We start from the raw sequence: 20946 nt of genomic DNA, 5'->3' as shown, positions 1-20946 counted from the left end.
TCGGCAAGCAGGCGTAGCATGGTGGACGGCGGACATCGCCGCGGGGCATCGCGCGAAGACGCGAGTTGCGCAGGGAGGAAGGGCCATGGGCGCGGATCGCTTCGGGAAGGTCAAGACCGTCCTTCGCGTCACGAGCGGCAACTTCCTCGAGATGTACGACTTCTTCCTGTTCGGCATCTACGCCCGGCCGATCTCTCACGCGTTCTTTCCGAGCGACAGCGCCTACGCCTCGCTGATGGCGACCTTCCTCAGCTTCGCCGCCGGGTTCGCCATGCGTCCGATCGGCGCGCTCGTGCTCGGGCCGTACATCGACCGGATCGGCCGGCGCAAGGGCCTGATCGTCACGCTGTCGATCATGGCCTGCGGCACGGTGCTGATCGCCTTCGTGCCCTCCTACGCCGCCATCGGCATGCTGGCGCCGGCGCTGGTGGTGCTCGGCCGGCTGCTTCAGGGATTTTCGGCCGGCGTCGAGCTCGGCGGCGTGTCCGTCTATCTCTCCGAGATGGCGACCCCCGGCCACAAGGGCTTCATGGTCAGCTGGCAGTCGGCGAGCCAGCAGGTCGCGGTCGTGGTCGCGGCGCTGCTCGGCTTCGCGATCGCCAATCTGATGGCGCCCGCCACCGTCGACGCCTGGGGCTGGCGCATCCCGTTCTTCATCGGCTGCGCGATCGTCCCGTTTCTCTACGTCATCCGCCGCTCGCTCGAGGAGACGGCCGAGTTCGCGGCGCGAAAGGTTCATCCGACGCTGGCGCAGATCTACGAGACGCTGGCCGCCAACTGGGCGATCGTGCTCGGCGGCGTGGCGATGGTGATGATGACCACGGTGTCGTTCTATCTCATCACCGTCTACACGCCGACCTTCGCCCGCGGCGTGCTGAAGCTCAGCGAGTCGGACGCGCTGCTCGCGACGATGGCGATCGCGGCGTCGAACTTCGTCTGGCTGCCGATCTCCGGCGCGCTCAGCGACCGGATCGGGCGCAAGCCGATCCTCCTCGTGTTCACGGCGCTGGCGATTCTCACTGCCTATCCGGCGCTCGCCTGGCTCGTTTCCGCGCCGACCTTCGGCCGGACGATGGCGGTCGAGTTGTGGCTGTCGTTCCTCTACGCCGGCTACAACGGCGCGATGGTGGTGGCGCTGACCGAGATCGTGCCGGCGACGGTGCGCACCGCCGGCTTCTCCCTCGCCTACAGCCTCGCCACCACGCTCGGCGGCTCGTCGCTGGCGATCTCGACGTTGCTGATCGAGACCACCGGCGACAAGGCCGCGCCCGGCTACTGGATGAGCTTCGCCGCCGTGTGCGGGCTGATCGCGACGCTCGCGCTCTATCGCCGGCGGGCGCCGAACCCGAGGTTCGCGCCCGCGGCCGGGTAGCTCGCCGCTCCCGGCCGGGCCGCTATCGCGATTCTCTTACGGTGTCGACTGCGCGGTCGACGATCGCGCGAACGGCGTCCACCGGCTGCCTGTCGAGGCTTTTCTCCTGGACGCCGGCGAGGAACGCGGTCAGCGCCTCCCGGTCCTGGCCCTCCAGGATCCGGTCGCAGAGCTGCTCGGCGTAGGCGGTGAGCTCCCCCTCGTTGCAGTCGGCCGGCAGGTCCCACACGCCCTTCATGATCTCGACGATCGCTCCGATCGACGCGGCCCTGTCGGCCGGCGGCGGCCCTTCCGCCGCCGGCTCGCCCGCGCCCCAGGCGCCGCGCCACGGCGTCTCGGGCACCGGCGTCAGCGGCGGCCGGCCCGCCGCCCAGGCGATGAGGTTGTCGATCACGCACTGGGCCATGGCGTGGCGCGTTGTCACCGAGGCCGAGCCGACGTGCGGCAAGAGCACGACATTGTCGAGCGCGAGCAGCGCCGGCAGAATGTTCGGTTCGTTCTCGTACACGTCGAGGCCCGCCGCCAGGATCGCGCCGCTCCGCAGCGCCTCGACCAGCGCCTGTTCGTCGACCAGCGAGCCGCGGGCGATGTTGATCAGCACGCCGTCCGGCCCGAGCGCGTCCAAAACCTCGCGGTTGACGATGTGGCGCGTCGCCGGCCCGCCCGGCGCCGCGATCATCAGGATATCGCAGGCCTCGGCCATGCCGATCAGCGTCGGATGATGGCGGTAGGGGACGCCCGCCTGCGCCCGGCGGCCGTGATAGGCGACGGCGAGGCCGAACGCCTCGGCGCGGCGGGCGATCGCCTTGCCGATCCGGCCGAGGCCGAGAATGCCCAGGGTCCGCCCGCGGAGGCTCGCGGTCAGCGGATAGGGCGCGTCGAGCCACTGGCCCGCCCGCAGGTAGCGCTCGGCCTGCGGCAGCCGGCGCACCGCCATCACCGTCAGCGCCATGGCGATGTCGGCGACTTCGTCGTCGAGCACGCCCGGGGTGTGGGTGACGACGATCCCGTGCTCGCCCGCCCATTTCGCGTCGACGTGGTCGTAGCCGACGCCGAAGCTCGCGACGATCTCGAGGTTCGGCAGCCGGCGCATCAGCGCTGCGTCGATCCGGCCATGGCCGCCGGCCGACGCCACGGCGCGGATCGAGGGTCCGTGCGCCGCAAGCCAGGCCTCGCGGTCGGGCTCGAGCCACAGGCGATGCAGCGGGAACCGCTGCTCGATGAGTTCGGCGACCACGCCCATGCCGGCCGATGGCATGACGACGTCGGGTAGCTCCATGCGAAAACGCCCTTTCCGCTTTCCAAGGGCCGGCCGGACATGGCACATGCCCGCTCATGACCAGCCTCGACGGCGCCGCGCCCGCCCGGCGACTCCCCCTCGTGCGGCGCCTGATGCTGCGGGATTTCCGCTCCTACGGCGCGCTCGATTTGAGGATCGGCGGCCGGCTCGTCGTCCTATGCGGCGAGAACGGCGCCGGCAAGACCAATCTGCTCGAGGCGCTGTCGCTGCTCGGGCCGGGCCGCGGCCTGCGCCGGGCCGAGCTTTCCGAATGCGCGCGCCTCGACGGGGCCGGCGGATTCACGCTCTCCGTCGAGGTCGAGGAAGACGGAGAGACCCGGCGCCTCGGCTCGGCCTGGAGTCCGGCCGAGGCGGGCGGCGGCGAGCGCAAGCACCGGATCGACGGCGCGCCCGTCGCCTCGTCGCGCGCGTTCAGCGACCACGTCCGCATCGTCTGGCTGACGCCGGCGATGGACTCGCTGTTCGCGGGCCCCGCCGGCGAGCGGCGGCGGTTTCTCGACCGCTTCGTGCTGGCGATCGATCCCGGCCACGGCGCCCGGGTCAACGCATTCGAGCGCGCCTTGCGCGGGCGCAACCGGCTGCTCGAGGAGGACCGGCGCAACGCCGCCTGGCTCGACGCGGTCGAGCGCGAGGCGGCCGAACTCGGCGTCGCGATCGCGGCGGCGCGGCTCGAATGCGTGAGCCGGCTCGAGGCCCTGATCGCCGCCGAGCGCGACGACGCCTCGCCCTTCCCCTGGGCGCGGCTCGCCCTCGACGGCGAGGTCGAAGCGCTCGCGGCGAGCGGCCCGGCGCTCGACGCGGAGGACCGTTACCGCGCCCTGCTGCGCGACAATCGCGGCCGCGACGCCGCCGCCGGCCGCACCCTGGTCGGTCCCCACGTCGGCGATCTTTCGGTCTGGCACGGCCCCAAGGACGCGCCGGCCGCGACCGCCTCGACCGGCGAGCAGAAGGCGCTGCTGGTCGGCCTCGCGCTCGCCCACGCCCGCCTCGTCGCCGACATGTCGGGGATCGTTCCGATCGCCCTCCTGGACGAGATCGCGGCGCATTTCGATCCGCGCCGCCGGGCCGCCCTGTTCGTCGCCCTCGCCCGCCTCGGCGGCCAGACGTTCGTCACCGGCGCCGACCCGGCAACCTTCGCCGACCTCGCGGATCGAGCGGAAGCGTTCGAGGTGTCGGCGGAGACCGGCGTCAGGAGCCGGGCTCAGGCGTGACCGGCGTCGGACGACAGCGTGCCGAGGTTGGCGCCGAGCGTGGCCAGCGCCCGATCGTACTTGCTGGCGTCGTCGGCGTCGAAGATCAGCTTCGGATCGGCCGGGCAGGTCAGCCAGCCGTTGGCCAGGATCTCGCTCTCGAGCTGGCCGGAGCTCCAACCCGCGTAGCCGAGCGCGAGCACCGCGCGCGACGGGCCGTCGCCGCTGGCGATGGCGCGCAAGATGTCGATGGTCGCCGTGAGGCAGATGTCGTCGGCGATCTTCACCGTCGAGTCGGACGCGCCGTAATCGGCGGAATGAAGCACGAAGCCGCGCCCGGTCTCGACCGGGCCGCCGCGCACCACCCGCACCGCCCCGGCCTTCGGCGGCAGGCGGATCGCGGGCTCCGCCGGCACGACGCCGAGCTGGCCGAGCAACTCGGCGAAGTCGATCTCGTCGACGCGCTGGTTGATGATCAGGCCCATGGCGCCGTCGTCCCGGTGCGCGCACATGTAGACGACCGACCGCGCGAAAGGCCCGTCGCGCAGCGATGGCATGGCGATCAGGAACTGGCCTTCCAGACTGACCGGAGGCGGGGGATTCGTCTTCCTCATTCGCCCTCGCGGGTTCTCCCTGCCCCTGAGTGAGGAGTCATGCTAGTTGAATTCGCGGCCGGGGTACAGGAGCGCTATGACGTACGCCCATGAGATCAAGGTCGCAATCGGCGCCGCCGGACTCGTCGCCCTGACGCTCGGCGCGCCGCCGCTGGCCGCCGACGCCTTCTCCACCGACTGGGCCAAGGCCGCGAAGTCCGACGCGCGCCTCGTCGCCGCCAGCCGCACCCTCGCGGGGTTTGAAATCCGGCTCGCCCCGGGCGCGATCACCTATTGGCGCGATCCCGGCGACGCGGGCGTTCCGCCGACTTTCGATTTCTCGAAATCGAGCAACGTCGCCGGGGTCGAGGCGTCGTTTCCGGCGCCGAAGCGGATCCGGGAGCAGGACGGCAGCGAGGCCTTCGGCTACGATTCCGACGTCGTGATCCCGCTGACGGTCGAGCCGAGCGATCCGTCGAAGCCGGTGACGCTCGCGCTCGAGGCGAGCTACGCCGTCTGCGAAAAACTCTGCCTGCCGGCGCGCGCCAAACTCGAGCTGACCTTGCCCGGCGCGGCCTCGCCCGATGCCGGAAGGATCGAGGCGGCGCTTGCCGCGGCCCCGCGGGTCGTCGCGCCCGAGGCCTTCGCGATGACCGGCGACGCCGCCGGAGGCTGGCGCGTCTGCGTGGCCCGCGAGGAGGGGGCGCCGCGGGACCTGTTCGTCGAGCCCCCGTCGGGCTGGTGGGTGACGGCCGCCCCGGACCGGAGCGACGGGGCGCGCGACTGTTTCGCCGTCGCGGTGCGCGACAAGCCGGCGGGCGCCGCGCCGCCGGTCGCCCTGCGGCTGACCTTGACGGGCGGCAAGGCGCCGGTCGAGACGACCGTCGTCGCGCGCTAGCGGCGGTTCGACCTTTCCAGTCCGGTCGGGCTGTTCGCCTCTCGAGGTCTCCGCGGATGTCTCGACTCTTCCGTTTCGCGAGGATTTCGACGTTGCGGCTCCCCAGGAGGGCGGCGGGACGCCCCCGGTCAGTCGAGATGCAGGGAGCGGATCGCCAGGCGCACCTCCAGGGTCAGCATGACGAGCGAGCCCATCAGAAGGAGAAGGGCGAGGACAAACATCACGGCGACCCCGACACGATGTTCCAGTCCCAGCGCCGCGAAGGTGAACGCGACGATGAGCAGCGCCGCCGTGCTCAGCGCGCTCAGCACCGAAAGATAGATGGCGCGGTTCAGGAGGCGGCAGCGCTCCGCGAGCACGGCGAGGTCGTCGGACGAGTCGCCGCCGACGCCCGGGATCCGGACGGGCGTCATCGCCCGCGTGCGGTCGGCTGTTCGCTGCAGGCGCGAGGTCAGGATCGACAGAAAGCCGGCGACCGCGCCGAGCAGAAAGGCGGGCGCGGCCGCATGCGCGATGACCTGGCTCAGCCGATCCATGTTCGAAATCTGGTCGAGCATCCCGCCTCGCCTTTCCGCCGCGCCGTTCGCCGACGTCGCCCTTGGACCGGCGGCGCGCGCTTGGCAAGACGCGAGGGACGGGATCGCGTCCGGCCTCGGGCGCGGGCGCCTGGCCGGGCGGCGGTCCCGACCCTTCGGGTCTCGTCTTGCGTCGGGTCCTGCGAAGGCCAATGATGGCCGGACAGGCGAAGCGCCGGAGCGGATCCAATGCGCGCCCTTGCGTCAGCGACCGTTTTCGCCCTCGTCGAGCAGGCCGGCGTCGCGCTCGCCCTGACCCTGACGAGCCCCGACCTCGGGCCCGGCGGGCGCATCGCCGACGAGCAGGCGTTCGACGGGGCCGATTGTCCGGGACGCAACGTCTCGCCTGCGCTGCTCTGGTCCGACGTTCCCGCAGGGACGCGGAGCTTCGCCGTCGCCATGGTCGACCCGGACGCGCTCTCGGCCGGCGGCTTCTGGCACTGGTGGGTCTACGACCTTCCCTCCGACGCGACCGGCCTGAAGAAAGGCGCCGGAAGCGGCGCGGGCCTGCCGGTCGGCGCGGCCGAAGGGCGCAACGACTTCGGCCCGATCGGCTACGGCGGCCCTTGCCCGCCGAAGGGACAGCCGCACCACTACGCGATCACCGTCTATGCGCTCGACATCGACCGGCTCGGCCCCGCGTCCACCGCCTCGACCGCGACCTTCGACGCCGCCGTGCGCGCCCACGCGCTCGCCAAGGCGACTCTGGTCGGCGTCTTTGCCCGATGACGCGGTCCTCGGCGCTTGCGTCGACGCCCCTGGCGCGGAATGCTTCGTATCGCAGGGAAGTCGGCGATGGCGCGCCGGGCGCCGTTCGCCCAACCAGGGAGACGCAGGATGCGCGGATTCGGTTTTGCGGCGGCGGTCGCTCTCGGTGGGCTCGCAACCTCGGGCGCCGGGGCCCTGACCCTGACGAGCCCGGACATCAAGCCTGGCGGCAAGATCGCCGACGAGCAGGTGTTCAAGGGCTGGGACTGCGCCGGCGGCAACGTGTCGCCGGCGCTCGCATGGTCCCAGGCGCCGAAGGGGACGAAGAGCTTCGCCGTCAGCGTCTTCGATCCCGACGCGCCGACCGGCTCCGGCTTCTGGCACTGGTGGGTCGTCAACCTGCCCCCCGACACGACCGGCCTGGCGAAGGGCGCGGGCGGCGGAACCGGGCTGCCCGCCGGCGCCGTGCAGCCCCGCAACGATTTCTCCACGGCCGGCTATGGCGGCCCATGCCCGCCGAAGGGCCTGCCGCACCATTATCAGATCACCGTCTACGCCCTCGATGTCGACCGGCTCGACCTCGACGCGAACGCCTCGCCCGCCGTGTTCGGCTTCAACGTTCACGCTCATACGCTGGCGAAAGCGACGCTGACGGGCCTGTACGGGAGGCGTTGAGCGCGCGCGGGAGGAGATGCGTCGCGCCGCCGGGGGAGCGCGAGACCTGCGGCCTCGCCTCGCCCGACCGTCACGCCCCGCCGCGCGCGCCGATCAGGAGCAGGAGCCCGAAGGCGAGCACCGCGAGCGAGGCGGCGAACTCGAAGGCGCGGGCGACGAGAGCGGCGCGGCTATCCTCGCCGGAGGCGAAGCGCATGGCGACCGCCTTGGCGGCTGACGCCATCGCGGCGAGCGACGCGGTCGTGACCGCGACGCCGAGCGCCATGGCGAAGGTCGCTGCGATCCCGGCCGGGAAAACTCCCTGCGCGAGCGCGAACACCAGCATCAGGATCGCGCCCGAGCAGGGTCGCGACCCGGCCGCGATCACGGTTCCCGCCGCCTCGCGCCAGGTGAGCGGACCCGAAATCGCCGCGGCGTCCGGCGCGCAGCACAGATCCGCGGCCGCCCCGGGCTCGGCTGCACGGTAGGGCGCCGCGGCGGACAGCGCCCGGGGCCTGGCTTCCCACGCGATGCCGGCGAAGACGGGCGCCGCGGCCAGCGCCTCGCGACGCTCGAACCGTTCGCGCAGGGCGGCGACGAGCGCGCCGCCCTTGCGCCAGCAGAGCCACAGGCCGATGGCGGCGACGCCGGCCGAACTCGCGACGCTCAGCCAATCGGCCGCGGCGTTCATCTGCGAGGCGGTCGCGTGGACAATCAGCGCTGCGGCGCCGACGAGGAGGATCGCGACGATCGCCTGCAGGAGGGCGGCGAGGAACGCCATGACCACGCCGCGCCTGAGCGCGCTTTCGTTGGCCATCATGTAGGAGGCGATCAGCGCCTTGCCGTGCCCCGGCCCGGCCGCGTGGAAGACGCCGTAGCCGAGTCCCAGCGCCGCCAGGCCCCAGAACGCCGACGGGTCGCTGTGCAAAGCGTGAACCTGCTCGGCCATCAGGTGCGTGAGGCGGGACTGCGCGGCGATCACGAAGCCGGTGACGCCGCCTTCGGCGCCGCCGCCGCCCTCGCCGCCGCCGACCGCGAACGGGCGATGCGCGATTTGCGCCGCCGCCGCCGCGGGCGCGAGCAGCAGGGCGGCGAGGGCGCGGGCGAGGGTCGTCAGGGCTTTCGTCATGGGCAGGCGATGATCGCGGCGCTCGCCATCTTGAACCCGAAGTTCGCGCCCGGCGACAGATTGGTGAAATAGGACTCGGTGAGTTTCGACTTGTCGCCCGCCTCGAGCGGCTTCGGCTTGGCGACCGAGGCCGAGCATCCGGCGGGCGCCGACACGAGCGTGATCGGCGTCTTGTCGTCGTATTCGAAATCGATGAAGAATTCCGGATCGGCGACGCGCAGGGTGAGGAATTTCGCAGGCCTCGTCGGCTCCTTCAGCGGCACCGCGACATGGAAATGCACGAGGTGATCCGGCCTCTCCTCCATCCAGTAGTCCGTCACCGAGCCGAAATCGACCGGCTTGCCGCCGTTCTTCAGCGTGGTGAAATAGCCGACGTCGGCGAGGCCGGCCGCGTTCTCGCGGGCGAGCGGGGCGAATTGTTCGCGCTTGACGAGGTCGCCGGGCTTGGCGAGTCCCTGGGTCGCGAAGGACGAGTACATCTCGTCGAACACCCAGTCGTGCACCACCGCCGCGATCCTGCCGTCGGGCGTGAAGGTCAGCGCGCTCTGCACCGTCACCCAGACGTGCGGGTGCGCCGCGGCGGGCGCCGCTCCGAGGCCGACCGTCAACGCCAACGCCGTCGCTCGCTGTCTCCACAAATCCAAGGACTCGATTCTCCTCAGCGGCCGACCCTCGCCGGCGCACTTGCCGCCCAACTGCGGCGACCCGATGGCCGGCGCGGCGCGGCGACCGCATCCTTCAGCGATTGTTAAAACAAAAGCGACAGATTGCCGCCATGGCGCGTTGCGTTTTGCCGTGGATTGTCGCATCGCTCGCAGCCCTGGGCCTGGCGGGCTGCGGCTTCGTCGGCCGTCCCGAGCGGCCCGCGTGGCGCGCCCAGGCGGAAAACGCCTGCTTCGCCCGCGACCTCGTCAAGCCCTCGGCCTTCGTCGTCCCCTCGCGCGCCATCGACGGCCCCGGGATCTGCGGCATGACGCGGCCGCTGAAAGTCTCGGCGCTCGACGACGGCAAGGTCGGCTTCGACAAGACGCTGACCGTCGACTGCCCGATGACGGCTGCGCTCGAAGCGTGGCTCGACGACGTCGTCCAGCCCGCGGCGCAGGCGCGCCTCGGGCAGAGGGTCGTGACGGTGAACGTGTTCGGCGCCTATTCCTGCCGTTCGATCGACAACGAGCCGGGCGCGCGGTTGTCCGAACACGCCTTCGGCAACGCCGTCGACGTCGCGGGCTTCACCCTCGCCGACGGCCGCACGCTGCTCTACGTCCGCGACTGGAAGAGCGCCGGCACGCAGGAGGCCGCCTTCCTGCACGAAGCGCACGCCGGCGCCTGCCAGGTCTTCACCACGGTGCTCGGGCCGGGATCGGACGTCTTCCATTACAACCACGTCCATGTCGATCTCGCCAACCACGGCTCGACCAACACCGGCCCGCGGCGCATCTGCAAGCCAGCGCCGCAGCCGAACCTCCTGCCGCCGCCCGCGGCCCCCGATAGCCTGCCGCCCGCCCCGGAGATCGAGGAGCCGCTCGACATCGCCCGCCATGGCGATCCGCGCGCAGTCGCCCTCGCTCCCGCTTCGCTCGCTCCGGTCTCCCTTCCGCCGGCGGCGATCGCCGGCCCCGGCGCCGGACCCGACGGCGCCCTTCCCCCGCCTGTCGGGGACATGGACCCCGTCCCGCCGGTGCTGCCGAAGGGCGCGGGCTACAGCGTCGATTCCAGCCCGACGTCGTCCATCGCCGACCACGACGAGTGACGCCGTCGGGAGGATCGGGGAGCGGCCGTCGCCGACCGTTGCGGGCCTGTTTCGCGGGCAGGGCAGGGCCGCCGGCCGGCCGCGGTCGCCGCGCCGCCCCTACGAATTCCGTCCGTTCGATCCGTGAGCTGTTCGCGCCGGGCTTCGGCTTTTGCAGGGAAACCGGCGCCCCGGCCGGTTCCGATCCAGGCGGCGATCACCCCGGCGAGGACGGCGCGTTCGCTGTCGAGGATCATGGCGAGGCCGGTCGGCGGCGAAGGCGGAAGCGCGGACCGCGCCGCGTATCACGGCGCGCTGTCGGGGTCCGGAGAGTCGGGGAAGACGCTGTCCCAGGCGATCGCCATCCAGAAGGTGATCGAAATCGCGAACAGGATATGCCCGACATGGAGAGCCATCACGGGTCGCTCACCCGCCGGTCGCGGCGAGCAAAAACGGAAAAATTCGTCATCTGCGCCTGATCTGAAAAAAAAACGCGCTGGACGCCGGCTGCATCGGCAGGTCGGCAGTCCGGCGCGACCAAGTACGAGAAAACAACGAGGGGAGGACTCGCGCTTTCGAACCAGAAACAGTCTACTGTAGGGAGTAATCTGTCTCTGCTGAGTACGCTACCAGCAAAAACAAATGATGCAATGCGACATTCTGTCACGATTAAATAGTGGCAAGTTTACCGCGCTCGTATAGGCGCAGTCAAGTCTTGACGCGTGTCAACTCTGGTCGCCCTCGACGCGCTCGCGCGCCGTCGCTGAGCCCTTTGGCGTCCACGAGAGCGCAGGCCCGACCGGGACGATGCAGGTCGGGTCGAGGCGCGCGATCGAATAGTAGCCGCGTTTGATGTGGTCGAGGTCGAACGTCTCGGCAAAGGCGGGAATGGCGATCAGCCGCCCGAGATAGGCGCTGAGCTTGGGATAGTCGGCGATCCGCCGCAGGTTGCATTTGAACTGGCCGTGATAGGCGGCGTCGAAGCGGGCGAGGGTGACGAACAGGCGGATGTCGGTCTCGGTCAGCCGCTCGCCGAACAGGTAAGGCCCCGCTGCGAGCCGCGTCTCCAGCCGGTCGAGCATGGCGAACACCGCGGCGCAGGCCTCCTCGTAGGCCTCTTGCGTGGCGGCGAACCCTGCGCGGTAGACGCCGTTGTTGAGCGCCGGATAGATCGCCTCGTTCAGCGCGTCGATCTCCGGCCTCAGGTCTTCGGGCGCGAGGTCGACGCTGTCGTCGGCGAGCGCGCCGAACCCGCCGCCGAACATCCGCAGCAGATCGGCGGACTCGTTGTTGACGATGGTTCTGCGCTCGCGGTCCCACAGCGCCGGAACCGTGGCGCGTCCGGTGAACTGCGGATCGGCGCGGGTGTAGATCTCGTGCAGGAAGGTCGCGCCGTTGACCCTGTCGCGGGTCGCGCCGGGCGTGTCGCCGAAGCGCCAGCCTTCATCGGTCAGCGCGGGCTCGACGATCGAGACCGTGACGGCGCGCTCGAGTCTCTTCAGCTTGCGGGCGATCAGGACGCGCGTCGCCCACGGGCAGATCAAGGCCGCATAGAGGTGATAACGGCCGGCCTCGGCGCGAAAGCCGCCCTCTCCGGTCGGGCCGGCCGAGCCGTCCGGCGTCACCCACGATCGGAAGGTCGAGATCTGGCGGACGAAGCCGCCGCCGGCGTCCGTCGCCTGCACGGGTTGCCACGCCGCGGTCCATTTCCCGTCGACCAGCACGGCCCGCTACTCCGCCGCCGCAGCGGTCGTCCCGGCGCGGACGGCGTCGCCGAGTTTCATGCGCGCGAGCGCGGCCTCGCCGCCGTTCGTGGCGTGGTAGAGCGCGAGCGCCTCGAACTCGTCGGCCCTGGGCGGCGCGATCGCGACATCGCTGTAGGCGGCGCGATCCGGCGCCGCCATCACCTCCTTCAGGATGGCGCGCGACTTCACGAAGAAGCGCAGGTATTTCGCCGCCTTGAACGCCGTTTCGCCCCAGTACCGGGAATAGAAGACGAGCGGAGACTCGAGCGGCAGGCCGTGGCGGCGGTCGCGCCGCGACTTGAGCCTGAGCGCGCCGCCTTCGAGCGGATGCACCCCCTCGTTGTCGATCATCAGCTTGAACCACAGGATCGTGCTCAGGATCTGCCGCGGACGGCCGTTCGGGATCGCCGCCGCCCGCTTCAGGATCGTGCGGATGTGGTCGGGCGTGTAGAAGGCGTCCCACGCCTCCCGGTAGGCCTCCTCCCATTCCTCGTCGGACATTTTCGAATGGTGGGAGACGCGATGATTGAGGTCGTACTTGTTGATGTCGGCGTCCATCCACACCCTGGCCTTCAGCTGGTTGCGGTGATCCTCGGAGCCGGGAAGCGGGGTGAGGAAGAAGAACTCCAGAACGTCCAGCGGCAGCTCGCGCTTGATGATCTCGATGTCGCGAAGGATCGATTCCTTCGTATCGGCTGGAAAGCCGAGGATGTAGCCGGCGTAGGTGATCGCGCCGTGGGCGCGCCAGCTCTGCAGCATGGCGCGGTATTCGGTGATCTTGTTCTGCCGCTTCTTGGCGGCGATCAGATTGTCGGGGTTGATGTTCTCGAGGCCGATGAACACCCGCTTCACCCCGGCGGCCGTGGCCTTCTCGATGAAGTTCGGAATCTTGTGGCAGAGCGTGTCGACCTGGATGGTGAGGCCGACCCTGACGCCCTCCTCTTGCAGGGCGATCACCCGGTCGAGCAGGATTTCCCAGTCGCTGTTGCGGGCGAAATTGTCGTCGGTGATGAAGAACCGGTCGATGCCCTGCGCCTTGTTGGCCCGGATGATCTTCTCGAGGTCGTCGGGGGTGCGGAACCGGCTCTTGCGGCCCTGCACGTTGATGATGGTGCAGAACGAGCACTGATAGGGGCAGCCGCGGCCGAGGTCGATGCTGGAGTAGGTGCCGGAGGTGCGCGCGACGTGCTTGCGCGGCAGGATCGGCGCCGGGGCGCCCTCGAGCGACGGCAACTGGTCCATGAAGTCGTACAGCGGCTTCAGCTCGCCGTTCCAGGCGTCGCGCAGCACGGTGTCGAGCCGCCCCTCCTCGGCTTCGCCGGCGAACAGCGCAACGCCGAGCGCCTGCGCTTCCTTCAGTTCCGGCGGCAATTCCGGCAGCATGGCGATGCAGCCGGAGACGTGAAAGCCGCCGATGCACACCGGGATCCCCGCGGCGCGGAGCCGCCTTGCGATGTCGAGCGCGCGCGGGAACTGGTTCGACTGCACGCCGACGAGGCCGACCAGCGCCCGGCCGCCGCGCGCGGCGAGATCGCGGATAATCTGCGTGGGCCGAATCCGCCGGTTCGTCTCGTCGAAGGTTTCGATCGCGAAGTCGACGTTCGCTCCGAGGACCTCGCGATCGCGCGCGTCCTCGGCGAGGCTGTTCATGCAGGCGAGCGTATTGGAAGGCAGGGCCGACCGGAACCACTGAATGGGATAGCCGCGGTCGTCGTAGTGGGTCGGCTTGATCAGGACGAAGGTGAATTTGGCGCCGCCGCCGGGCGACCCTGTCGACTTCTTGTCCATGTGCATGACGCCCAAACCACGAAAGTCGGAGATCGAGCGCTAACACGGACACAACGAGCGGGCAAATCGTGCGATTGCCGACGTTTGCCGGCGACCGGACGGTCACAGCGGCGGGACGAGTCCGTCCTTGCCGACGAGGATGCGCATGGCGTCGATCGTCCCGTCGCCCTCCCGCGGCCCGCGCGCCACGACCGCCGCTCCGGGCTTCAGATCGGCTCGCGCGCCCGGCGCGAAGGAGACGATCGGGGCGCCGGGATCGACCGCAATCACCTGCTGGCCGCCGTTGTAGGTGACGGTGACGCTCGCGCCGCCGACGCCGTCGACGCGCGCCGCGACCGCGCCGTTGGTCATGGTGCTGCCGGGCGCGAGGTCGAACGGCCGGTGACCTTCGCCGGTCCCGCGCATCGATTCCGGGAAGATATGCACCTCCATGGCCTTCAGCGCGCCGCCGTCACCCGGCACAGCGGCGACCCCGATGAAGGCGCCCGGCTTCACGTCCGCGAGCGTCGCCGAGAGGACGAGCGTCACGGTCGAGGCGTCGCCGAGCCGGATCGTCTGCTCCCGGCCGTCGCGCGTGCGCGTCACCAGGGTCGCGCCGTCGGGCGACACGCGTTCGATGGCTCCGCGCGCGACCGCGGTCGGCTGGGTCTGGGCGCCGGCCGGCGGCGGGAACAGCGGCAGGAGCGCGAGAAGCGCGAAACGGGCCGGCTTCATGGGCGGTCTCCGGGCAACGGGGGCGCGCCCAGTCTATCGAACCGGCGCCGGGGCGGGCAAGCGACGGTCTGTCCGCCCCTAATCACATTCCGTTGCGCCCGTTCTGCGTCTCGATCCGGAACGGGTGGGCGGGATAGACGCCCAGAACGCGCACCTCGCGGGAAAAGAACGTCAGCTCCTCGAGCGCGCGGGCGAGCGGCGGGTCCTCGGGATGGCCGTCGACGTCGGCGAGGAACTGGGTGGCGGAAAATTCGCCCTCGACCATGTAGCTCTCGAGCTTGGTCATGTTGACGCTGTTGGTGGCGAAGCCGCCGAGCGCCTTGTAAAGCGCGGCCGGGACGTTACGCACGCGGAAGATGAACGTCGTGACGACCGGCCCGTTTCCTTTCGCCGCCCACGCCTCGGTCTTGGACAGGACGACGAAGCGGGTGGTGTTGTGCGTCTCGTCCTCGACGTCGCCGACCAGCGTCTCGAGGCCGTAGATGCGGCCGGCGAGCGCGGTCGCCAGCGAGGCGCGGCTCCGGTCGCCCCATTCCGCCACCTCGCGCGCCGACCCGGCCGTGTCGCTCGACACCACCGGCTTCAGCTTGTGGCGGCGGATGATGTTGCGGCACTGGCCGAGCGCGTGCACGTGGCTGTGCACCGTCTTCAGCTCCTCGATCCGGGCGCCCGGGAGCGCCAGCAACTGGAAATGGATCGGCAAAAACGTCTCGCCGACGATATGCAGGCCGGAGGCGGGCAGGAGGGCGTGGATGTCGGCCACCCGGCCCGCGATCGAGTTCTCGATCGGGATCATGCCGAGGTCGGCCGAGCCGTCCTGCAGCGCGGCGAAGGCGTCCTCGAAGGTCGGGCACGGCAGCGGCGCGAATTCCGGAAAATTCTCGACGCAGGCGATGTGCGAATTGGCCCCGGGTTCGCCCTGGTAGGCGATCGAACGCGTGTCGGTCATTCTGGCGTCCTGCTGGCGAGCGCGGCGCGCGCCCGCTCGAGATCGTCGGCCGTGTCGACCCCGAGCGGAAAGGCGTCGACGACGGCGATGTCGATGCGCATCCCCGCTTCCAGCGCCCGCAGTTGCTCGAGGCGCTCGCGCCGCTCGAGGGCCGAGGGCGGCAGGGCGACGAATCGGGCGAGCGCCGCGCGGCGATAGGCGTAGAGCCCGATATGGTGCAGCAGCGCGCCCTCGCCCCAGGGCGCGCGGGCGCGGGTGAAATAGAGCGCCCGCAGCCGCCCGGGGGCGATCTCCGCGCCGACCGCCTTCACCACGTTGGGGTCGTCCTTCTCGCTCTCGCGCACGATCGGCGCGGCAAGCGTCGCGATGTCGACGCGAACGTCCGCGAGCGGCGCGAGGCAGGCCCGGATCGCGCCCTTTTCGATCGTCGGCAGATCGCCCTGGACGTTGACCACCACGTCGTGCCGCCCATGCGGGTCGACGGTCCCGGCCGCCTCGAAGATGCGGTCGGAGCCCGACGGATGGTCGGCGCGGGTCATGACGGTCCGCCCGCCGGCCGCCTGCACCGCCGCCGCGACGCGGGAATCGTCCGTCGCCACCACGACCGGGCCGATGTCGGCTTCGACCGCCCTGCGCCAGACGTGGACGATCATGGGCTCGCCGCAGATGTCGGCGAGCGGCTTTCCCGGCAGGCGGGTCGACGCCATGCGCGCCGGGATCAAAACCAGAGGATTGGCCATGCTCGCATAAAATGAGAGGACGCCGTGGGCGGCGAGCGGGCTTATACGGGTTGCCAGCGAGCCGGCAAAGCGGCTTAATCAAGGCCGTCCGGGCGCCGCCCGGGGCGATAGGCAACTCGAACCGACCAAGGGCGCGCAATGGCCTCGTTAGATTTCAACCGCACCATGCTGGCTTTCTTCGGCGCGCTGGTGTTCTACGGCGTGATCGTGGAATTCACGAGTCTCGTGTTCATGCCCTGGCGCACGGAGCGGCCCGGCTACGCGCTGCCGGGATCCGCCCCGGCGGCGGCGGTCGCCGCGGCGCCGGCCGCGGCGAAGGAGCCCCCGCTGCCCGAGCTTCTGGCCAAGGCGGACGCCGGCAAGGGCGCGGCCGACGCCAAGATCTGCGCCACCTGCCACAGCTTCGAGAAGGGCGGACCGGCGAAAATCGGCCCGAACCTCTGGGGCGTCGTCGGCCGTCCGGTCGCCTCCGCGCCCGGCTTCGCCTATTCCGACGCGGTCAAGAGCCTCGGCGGCGACTGGACCTACGACAAGCTGAACGGATGGATCGGCAATCCGAAGGGGATGGCCGCCGGCACGAAGATGGCCTTCGCCGGCGAGAAAGAGCCGCAGAAGCGCGCCGACATTCTCGCCTACCTGCAGAGCCTGTCCGATTCGCCCGTTCCGTTCCCGAAGTAAGGCGCGCCTGACGCCGGATCGGCGGATGTCCGTCGCGACGGAGGATCGACCCTGACCACGGCTCCCGCCTTGACCCTGGTCCGCGAGACCTCGCCCGACGATGCTACGGTCGAGGCGATCAGCGACGGGCTGGACGCCTTCAACCTCCTCCGGGCCGGACCCGCGGATTGGTCGCCGCGCTTCGTCGTCGGCAGGGACGGCGCCGGCGCGGTTCAGGCCGGTATGCAGGTCGTGGTCGCTTACGAGTGGGTGTTCGTGCGCTGGCTCTGGGTGGCCGAGCCGTTCCGAAACCAGGGGACCGGGTCGCGTCTGCTCGAGAGCGCGGAGGCGATCGCCCGCGAATCCGGCTGCCGGGGGGTCTACCTCGACACCTTCACCTTCCAGGCTCCGAAGTTCTACGAACGGCGCGGGTATCGGGAATTCGGCCGGCTCGACGATTTTCCCTCCGGCCATTCCCGGATCTGGCTGGCCAAGAGGCTATAGATAAATGAAATCAGTCGGAAACACCGCCGTCATTGCGAGCGACCCCCGGGTCGAAGAGCCCGGGGGGAAGCAATCAACGCCGGGGCCAATGCGGCGTCATGGATTGCTTCGCTTCGCTCGCAATGACGGACCTCAATTCATCCTGCGCTAAAGCAGCCGCCGCCTCCGCCAGACGGCTGTCCGGCGATCCGCGAGCGCGCGCGACGCCGGGCTGACTTCGGTCCCGGCGCGTGAGGCGATTGGGGTAACTCGCGACGGCGACCGTCAGGCCGTGGCGTCGAGGCCGACGTCGAGGATCGGCGCGCTGTGCGTGAGCCACCCGACCGAGATGAGATCGACGCCGGTCTCGGCGATCGCCGCGGCGGTCTCCGGCGTCACCCGCCCGGAGGCCTCGCTGATGGCGCGGCCGCCAATTATGGCGACGCCGCGCCTGAGATCGTCGAGCGACATGTTGTCGAGCAGAATGGCGTCCGCCCGCTCCGCGAGCGCCTCATCCAGTTGGGCGAGCGAATCGACTTCGACCTCGATCTTGACCAGATGGCCGACATGGGCCCGGACGCGCCGGATCGCCTCGGCGACGGAGCCGGCGATGGCGACGTGGTTGTCCTTGATCAGCGCCGCGTCGTCGAGGCCGAAGCGATGGTTGGCGCCGCCGCCGGCGCGCACGGCGTATTTCTCGATCGCGCGCAGGAGCGGCGTGGTTTTCCGGGTACAGACGATGCGCGCCTTGGTGTGCGCCACCGAGGCGGACAGGCGCGCCGTCGCGCTGGCGATCCCGCTCAGCCGGCAGACGAAATTGAGCGCGGTGCGCTCGGCCGTGAGCACGCCGCGCGCCGGGCCTTCGATGATCGCGAGCGCCGTTCCGGGGGCGACTGCGGCGCCGTCGGCGAGGCGGGGTTCGAAGCGGATCGCCGGATCGATCAGGCGGAAGGCGTGGGCGGCGAGACCCAGCCCGGCTGCGACGCCGTCCTGCCGCGCCGCCATCACGCAGCGGACGAGGCAATCGGCCGGGGCGATGGCGTCGGTCGTGATGTCGCCGGCGCGGCCGAGGTCCTCCAGCAGCGCCTGACGGACGAGCGGCTCGACGAGAATCGCGGGAAGGGGGACGAGCGGCATGATCAGGCTCTCCTGGCGTGGATTTCGGGCGCGGCTTGGGCAAGCGCCGCGGCTTGGGCGAGCGCCTCCGCCAGGGTCAGCCGGATGCGCCGGCCGTCTGCGGGAGGTTGGGGGAAATCGAGCCGGCTGTGCGCGCCGACGCTGTCGGCGCGCCGCAGCGCGGACACGGCGATCGTCAGCGCGACGGCCGCTGGATCGGAAGCGGGGCCGCCCGAGGCGGCGAGCGCGGCCAGCGCCGCCGCCGCTTCGCGAAGCGTGTCTCCGTCGCGGACGACGCCGGCCGCCCGCGACAGCAGCCTGCGCGCCGGCGCCGGATCGGGGGCGGGAGGCGCGAGAGCGGCGAGGAGGGGGGGCGGCGGCCGGCGCACGGGCGCGCCCTCGATCGAGCGGGCGACGATCGCGGCGAAGACCGCGGCTTCGGTCAGCGAATTGCTGGCCAGCCGATTGGCGCCGTGGAGGCCGGTGCAGGCCGCCTCGCCGCACGCCCAAAGGCCCGCGATCGAACTCCGTCCCTCGGCGTCCACGGCGATCCCGCCCATGTGATAGTGCTGCGCCGGCCGCACCGGGATCGGCTCGCGCGCCGGATCGACTCCGGCGGCGCGGCAGGCCTCGGCGATCACCGGGAAGCGCGCCTCGAACCGCGCCCCGATCGCGGCGCGGGCGTCGAGGAAGACGCGTCGGCCCGCAGCGCGGCGCGCCGCGATCGCGCGCGCGACCACGTCGCGCGGCGCAAGCTCCGCCCCGGCGATGCCGGCCATGACCGGTTCGCCGGCGTCGTCGACGAGGATCGCGCCCTCGCCGCGCACGGCCTCGCTGACGAGCGGCGCCGGACGGCGCGCGCCGTCGAGCGCCGTCGGGTGAAACTGCACGAACTCCATGTCGGCGAGGACCGCGCCGGCGCGGGCGGCGAGCGCGAGCCCCTGGCCGAAACTGCCGGGCGGGTTGGTGCTGTCCTCGTAGAGCCCGCCAATTCCGCCGGTCGCGATGACGACCGCGTCCGCCGGCAGCCGCGCCGGCCCCGCCGGCCCCGCGGCCAGCAATCCGATCGCGACATTGTCCTCGACGAGGAGCCGCCGCGCCTCATAGCCTTCGAGGATTTCGATCGAGGGCGCGGCCCGCGCCGCGGCGAGCAGGGCGCGCATCACTTCGCGCCCGGCGCCGTCGCCGCCGCAATGAGCGATGCGCCGCCGGCTGTGGGCGGCCTCGAGGCCGAGCGCGAAGCGGCCCGCGGCCGTGCGGTCGAAACGAACGCCGAGACGCGCGAGCGTCTCGATCGCCGCGGGCGCAGCCTCGGCGAAGCGCTCGACCACGGCGCCGTCGCACAGCCCGTCGCCGGCGGCGATCGTGTCGGCGGCATGGAGCGCGGGCGAATCGCCGGGCCCCAGCGCCGCCGCGAGGCCCCCCTGCGCCCAGAGCGTCGAGCCTTCGGCGCCGAGCGCCCCCCGCGAAAGCACGACGACCGGGCGCGGCCGAAGCGCGAGCGCCGTCATCAGCCCGGCGATCCCGGCGCCGACGACGACGACGCGTCCGCGCAACGCCACCGGTTCGGCGGTCACAGCGCCAGCATCCGCTCGACGGCCCGCCGCGCCGGGGCGGCGATCGCCGGGTCGATCGTCACCTCGCCCTCCATCGTCTCGAGCGCGCGGCGAATTCCGGCGAGCGAGATCCGCTTCATGTGCGGGCACAGGGCGCAGGGCCGGAGGAACTCGATCTCCGGATAATGGACCGAGACGTTGTCGCTCATCGAGCACTCGGTCACGAGCGCGACGCGCGCCGGCCGCCTGGCTCCGACGAAGCCGATCATGTCGGCGGTCGAGCCGGCGAAATCGGCCTCCGCCACGACTTCCGGCGAGCATTCGGGATGCGCGAGCACCACGGCGCCCGGATAGGCTTCGCGCAGCTCGCGGATGTCGCGCGCCGTGAACTGCTCGTGCACCTCGCAACGCCCGCGCCACGCGATGATCTCGACCTTCGTCCGGGCGGCGACGTTTCTGGCCAGATATTCGTCCGGCGTCATGATGACGCGCGGGACGCCGAGCGATTCGACGACCTTGAGCGCATTGGCGGAGGTGCAGCAGATGTCCGAGGCCGCCTTCACCGCGGCCGAGGTGTTGACATAGGTGACGACCGGCGCATCCGGATAGGCCTGGCGCAGGAGCGCGATGTCGTCGGGCTCGATCGACTCGGCGAGCGAGCAGCCGGCGCGCGGGTCGGGGATCAGCACCGTCTTGGTCGGATTGAGCAGCTTCGCCGTCTCGGCCATGAAATGCACGCCGGCCATGACGATGACGCGCGCATCGCCGCTCGCAGCCTCGCGCGCCAGGGCGAGGCTGTCGCCGACCACGTCGGCGACGCAGTGGAAGATCTCGGGGGACTGGTAATTGTGCGCGAGGACGATCGCGTTGCGCTCGCGCTTGAGCCGCAGGATCGCCTCGATGTCGGCCTCGAAGGCCGGCCATTCGAACGGCGGGATGAAGCGGCTCACCCGGTCATAGAGGGCGCTGGCGGCGTGCGGCAGGTCGAGAACGGTCATGGCTTATACTCATGGTGAGCATATCTGTCATATACTTATCATGAGAATAAGG

Annotated in this window: 21 protein-coding genes; 8 read left to right on the top strand and 13 right to left on the bottom strand. The window is 70.9% G+C overall.

What is annotated here, in order from left to right:
* Positions 1 to 85: 85 nt before the first annotated feature.
* The gene (gene tcuC, locus DFR50_RS04130) at positions 86 to 1372 is read left to right on the top strand and encodes an MFS transporter (protein WP_113887929.1); all 1287 of its coding nucleotides are present in this window, start codon (positions 86 to 88) and stop codon (positions 1370 to 1372) included.
* Between the two features lie 22 nt (positions 1373 to 1394).
* On the opposite strand, the gene DFR50_RS04125 is transcribed toward tcuC, so the two are convergent.
* Positions 1395 to 2651 (bottom strand): 2-hydroxyacid dehydrogenase, encoded by a 1257-nt coding sequence (locus DFR50_RS04125; protein WP_113887928.1) that lies wholly within the window; start codon positions 2649 to 2651, stop codon positions 1395 to 1397.
* A 56-nt stretch (positions 2652 to 2707) separates the two neighbouring features.
* Here DFR50_RS04125 and recF point away from each other — a divergent pair, with 56 nt between their 5' ends.
* Positions 2708 to 3883 (top strand): DNA replication/repair protein RecF, encoded by a 1176-nt coding sequence (gene recF / locus DFR50_RS04120; protein ID WP_113887927.1) that lies wholly within the window; start codon positions 2708 to 2710, stop codon positions 3881 to 3883.
* Here recF and DFR50_RS04115 read toward each other — a convergent pair.
* Complete coding sequence (locus tag DFR50_RS04115) at positions 3874 to 4476, bottom strand: YqgE/AlgH family protein (protein WP_113887926.1); 603 nt, start codon at positions 4474 to 4476, stop codon at positions 3874 to 3876. The two genes, recF and DFR50_RS04115, sit on opposite strands and share 10 nt — an antisense overlap.
* Positions 4477 to 4552: 76 nt before the next feature.
* On the opposite strand from DFR50_RS04115, the gene DFR50_RS04110 reads away from it, so the two are divergent.
* The gene (locus tag DFR50_RS04110) at positions 4553 to 5353 is read left to right on the top strand and encodes a protein-disulfide reductase DsbD domain-containing protein (RefSeq protein ID WP_113887925.1); all 801 of its coding nucleotides are present in this window, start codon (positions 4553 to 4555) and stop codon (positions 5351 to 5353) included.
* A 128-nt stretch (positions 5354 to 5481) separates the two neighbouring features.
* Here DFR50_RS04110 and DFR50_RS04105 read toward each other — a convergent pair whose 3' ends face one another.
* Positions 5482 to 5910, bottom strand: a complete 429-nt coding sequence (locus DFR50_RS04105) for a DUF2721 domain-containing protein (protein WP_113887924.1) — start codon at positions 5908 to 5910, stop codon at positions 5482 to 5484.
* Positions 5911 to 6117: 207 nt separating this feature from the next.
* Here DFR50_RS04105 and DFR50_RS04100 point away from each other — a divergent pair, with 207 nt between their 5' ends.
* Positions 6118 to 6657, top strand: a complete 540-nt coding sequence (locus tag DFR50_RS04100) for a YbhB/YbcL family Raf kinase inhibitor-like protein (RefSeq protein WP_245427298.1) — start codon at positions 6118 to 6120, stop codon at positions 6655 to 6657.
* Between the two features lie 108 nt (positions 6658 to 6765).
* Complete coding sequence (locus DFR50_RS04095) at positions 6766 to 7311, top strand: YbhB/YbcL family Raf kinase inhibitor-like protein (RefSeq protein WP_113887923.1); 546 nt, start codon at positions 6766 to 6768, stop codon at positions 7309 to 7311.
* 70 nt (positions 7312 to 7381) lie between these two features.
* On the opposite strand, the gene DFR50_RS04090 is transcribed toward DFR50_RS04095, so the two are convergent.
* Positions 7382 to 8419, bottom strand: a complete 1038-nt coding sequence (locus DFR50_RS04090; RefSeq protein WP_113887922.1) for a nickel/cobalt transporter — start codon at positions 8417 to 8419, stop codon at positions 7382 to 7384.
* The gene (locus tag DFR50_RS04085; protein ID WP_210208801.1) at positions 8416 to 9063 is read right to left on the bottom strand and encodes a DUF1007 family protein; all 648 of its coding nucleotides are present in this window, start codon (positions 9061 to 9063) and stop codon (positions 8416 to 8418) included. The genes DFR50_RS04090 and DFR50_RS04085 overlap by 4 nt, the downstream gene beginning before the upstream one ends.
* Before the next feature lie 131 nt (positions 9064 to 9194).
* Between DFR50_RS04085 and DFR50_RS04080 the strand changes: the two genes are divergently transcribed.
* Positions 9195 to 10169 carry an extensin-like domain-containing protein gene (locus DFR50_RS04080; protein ID WP_113887921.1) on the top strand — a complete coding sequence of 325 codons (975 nt, stop codon included), beginning with the start codon at positions 9195 to 9197 and terminating at the stop codon, positions 10167 to 10169.
* Between the two features lie 704 nt (positions 10170 to 10873).
* Here DFR50_RS04080 and DFR50_RS04075 read toward each other — a convergent pair.
* The 5 genes from DFR50_RS04075 to DFR50_RS04055 all read right to left on the bottom strand — a co-directional run bounded on the left by DFR50_RS04075 (position 10874) and on the right by DFR50_RS04055 (position 16084).
* Positions 10874 to 11872, bottom strand: coding sequence for a glutathione S-transferase family protein (locus DFR50_RS04075; RefSeq protein ID WP_113887920.1), 999 nt, complete (start codon positions 11870 to 11872; stop codon positions 10874 to 10876).
* Positions 11873 to 11878: 6 nt separating this feature from the next.
* Entirely contained in the window at positions 11879 to 13681 is a 1803-nt protein-coding gene (locus tag DFR50_RS04070) for a B12-binding domain-containing radical SAM protein (RefSeq protein ID WP_113887919.1), read from the bottom strand.
* A 102-nt stretch (positions 13682 to 13783) separates the two neighbouring features.
* The gene (locus DFR50_RS04065; protein WP_113887918.1) at positions 13784 to 14395 is read right to left on the bottom strand and encodes a hypothetical protein; all 612 of its coding nucleotides are present in this window, start codon (positions 14393 to 14395) and stop codon (positions 13784 to 13786) included.
* An 82-nt stretch (positions 14396 to 14477) separates the two neighbouring features.
* Entirely contained in the window at positions 14478 to 15344 is an 867-nt protein-coding gene (locus DFR50_RS04060) for a prephenate dehydratase (RefSeq protein WP_113887917.1), read from the bottom strand.
* Positions 15341 to 16084 (bottom strand): 3-deoxy-manno-octulosonate cytidylyltransferase, encoded by a 744-nt coding sequence (locus tag DFR50_RS04055; RefSeq protein ID WP_113887916.1) that lies wholly within the window; start codon positions 16082 to 16084, stop codon positions 15341 to 15343. The genes DFR50_RS04060 and DFR50_RS04055 overlap by 4 nt, the downstream gene beginning before the upstream one ends.
* 138 nt (positions 16085 to 16222) lie before the next feature.
* On the opposite strand from DFR50_RS04055, the gene DFR50_RS04050 reads away from it, so the two are divergent.
* Positions 16223 to 16762 carry a c-type cytochrome gene (locus DFR50_RS04050; protein ID WP_113887915.1) on the top strand — a complete coding sequence of 180 codons (540 nt, stop codon included), beginning with the start codon at positions 16223 to 16225 and terminating at the stop codon, positions 16760 to 16762.
* A 69-nt stretch (positions 16763 to 16831) separates the two neighbouring features.
* Positions 16832 to 17245: a GNAT family N-acetyltransferase gene (locus tag DFR50_RS04045; RefSeq protein ID WP_113887914.1), complete on the top strand. Its 414-nt coding sequence runs from the start codon at positions 16832 to 16834 to the stop codon at positions 17243 to 17245.
* A 264-nt stretch (positions 17246 to 17509) separates the two neighbouring features.
* Here DFR50_RS04045 and nadC read toward each other — a convergent pair whose 3' ends face one another.
* From nadC to nadA, 3 genes are read right to left on the bottom strand one after another with little or no spacing between them, the layout of a single operon-like run.
* Positions 17510 to 18361 (bottom strand): carboxylating nicotinate-nucleotide diphosphorylase, encoded by an 852-nt coding sequence (gene nadC / locus DFR50_RS04040; protein ID WP_113887913.1) that lies wholly within the window; start codon positions 18359 to 18361, stop codon positions 17510 to 17512.
* A 2-nt stretch (positions 18362 to 18363) separates the two neighbouring features.
* A complete protein-coding gene (locus tag DFR50_RS04035; RefSeq protein WP_113887912.1) occupies positions 18364 to 19917 on the bottom strand; it encodes an L-aspartate oxidase in 1554 nt (517 codons plus the stop codon).
* Positions 19914 to 20894: a quinolinate synthase NadA gene (gene nadA / locus DFR50_RS04030; RefSeq protein WP_113887911.1), complete on the bottom strand. Its 981-nt coding sequence runs from the start codon at positions 20892 to 20894 to the stop codon at positions 19914 to 19916. Before nadA ends, DFR50_RS04035 begins: the two co-directional genes overlap by 4 nt.
* Positions 20895 to 20946 lie beyond the last annotated feature (52 nt).

This window comes from Roseiarcus fermentans (assembly GCF_003315135.1).
Lineage (GTDB): Bacteria > Pseudomonadota > Alphaproteobacteria > Rhizobiales > Beijerinckiaceae > Roseiarcus > Roseiarcus fermentans.
This window is presented reverse-complemented; position numbering and strand designations above follow the sequence as displayed.

Bases quoted from the DNA above. Each gene is read 5' to 3' on its own strand.
- tcuC (WP_113887929.1), top strand. From the start codon at position 86: ATGGGCGCGGATCGCTTCGGGAAGGTCAAGACCGTCCTTCGCGTCACG.
- DFR50_RS04125 (WP_113887928.1), bottom strand. From the start codon at position 2,651: ATGGAGCTACCCGACGTCGTCATGCCATCGGCCGGCATGGGCGTGGTC.
- recF (WP_113887927.1), top strand. From the start codon at position 2,708: ATGACCAGCCTCGACGGCGCCGCGCCCGCCCGGCGACTCCCCCTCGTG.
- DFR50_RS04115 (WP_113887926.1), bottom strand. From the start codon at position 4,476: ATGAGGAAGACGAATCCCCCGCCTCCGGTCAGTCTGGAAGGCCAGTTC.
- DFR50_RS04110 (WP_113887925.1), top strand. From the start codon at position 4,553: ATGACGTACGCCCATGAGATCAAGGTCGCAATCGGCGCCGCCGGACTC.
- DFR50_RS04105 (WP_113887924.1), bottom strand. From the start codon at position 5,910: ATGCTCGACCAGATTTCGAACATGGATCGGCTGAGCCAGGTCATCGCG.
- DFR50_RS04100 (WP_245427298.1), top strand. From the start codon at position 6,118: ATGCGCGCCCTTGCGTCAGCGACCGTTTTCGCCCTCGTCGAGCAGGCC.
- DFR50_RS04095 (WP_113887923.1), top strand. From the start codon at position 6,766: ATGCGCGGATTCGGTTTTGCGGCGGCGGTCGCTCTCGGTGGGCTCGCA.
- DFR50_RS04090 (WP_113887922.1), bottom strand. From the start codon at position 8,419: ATGACGAAAGCCCTGACGACCCTCGCCCGCGCCCTCGCCGCCCTGCTG.
- DFR50_RS04080 (WP_113887921.1), top strand. From the start codon at position 9,195: ATGGCGCGTTGCGTTTTGCCGTGGATTGTCGCATCGCTCGCAGCCCTG.
- DFR50_RS04070 (WP_113887919.1), bottom strand. From the start codon at position 13,681: ATGGACAAGAAGTCGACAGGGTCGCCCGGCGGCGGCGCCAAATTCACC.
- DFR50_RS04065 (WP_113887918.1), bottom strand. From the start codon at position 14,395: ATGAAGCCGGCCCGTTTCGCGCTTCTCGCGCTCCTGCCGCTGTTCCCG.
- DFR50_RS04060 (WP_113887917.1), bottom strand. From the start codon at position 15,344: ATGACCGACACGCGTTCGATCGCCTACCAGGGCGAACCCGGGGCCAAT.
- DFR50_RS04055 (WP_113887916.1), bottom strand. From the start codon at position 16,084: ATGGCCAATCCTCTGGTTTTGATCCCGGCGCGCATGGCGTCGACCCGC.
- DFR50_RS04050 (WP_113887915.1), top strand. From the start codon at position 16,223: ATGGCCTCGTTAGATTTCAACCGCACCATGCTGGCTTTCTTCGGCGCG.
- nadC (WP_113887913.1), bottom strand. From the start codon at position 18,361: ATGCCGCTCGTCCCCCTTCCCGCGATTCTCGTCGAGCCGCTCGTCCGT.
- nadA (WP_113887911.1), bottom strand. From the start codon at position 20,894: ATGACCGTTCTCGACCTGCCGCACGCCGCCAGCGCCCTCTATGACCGG.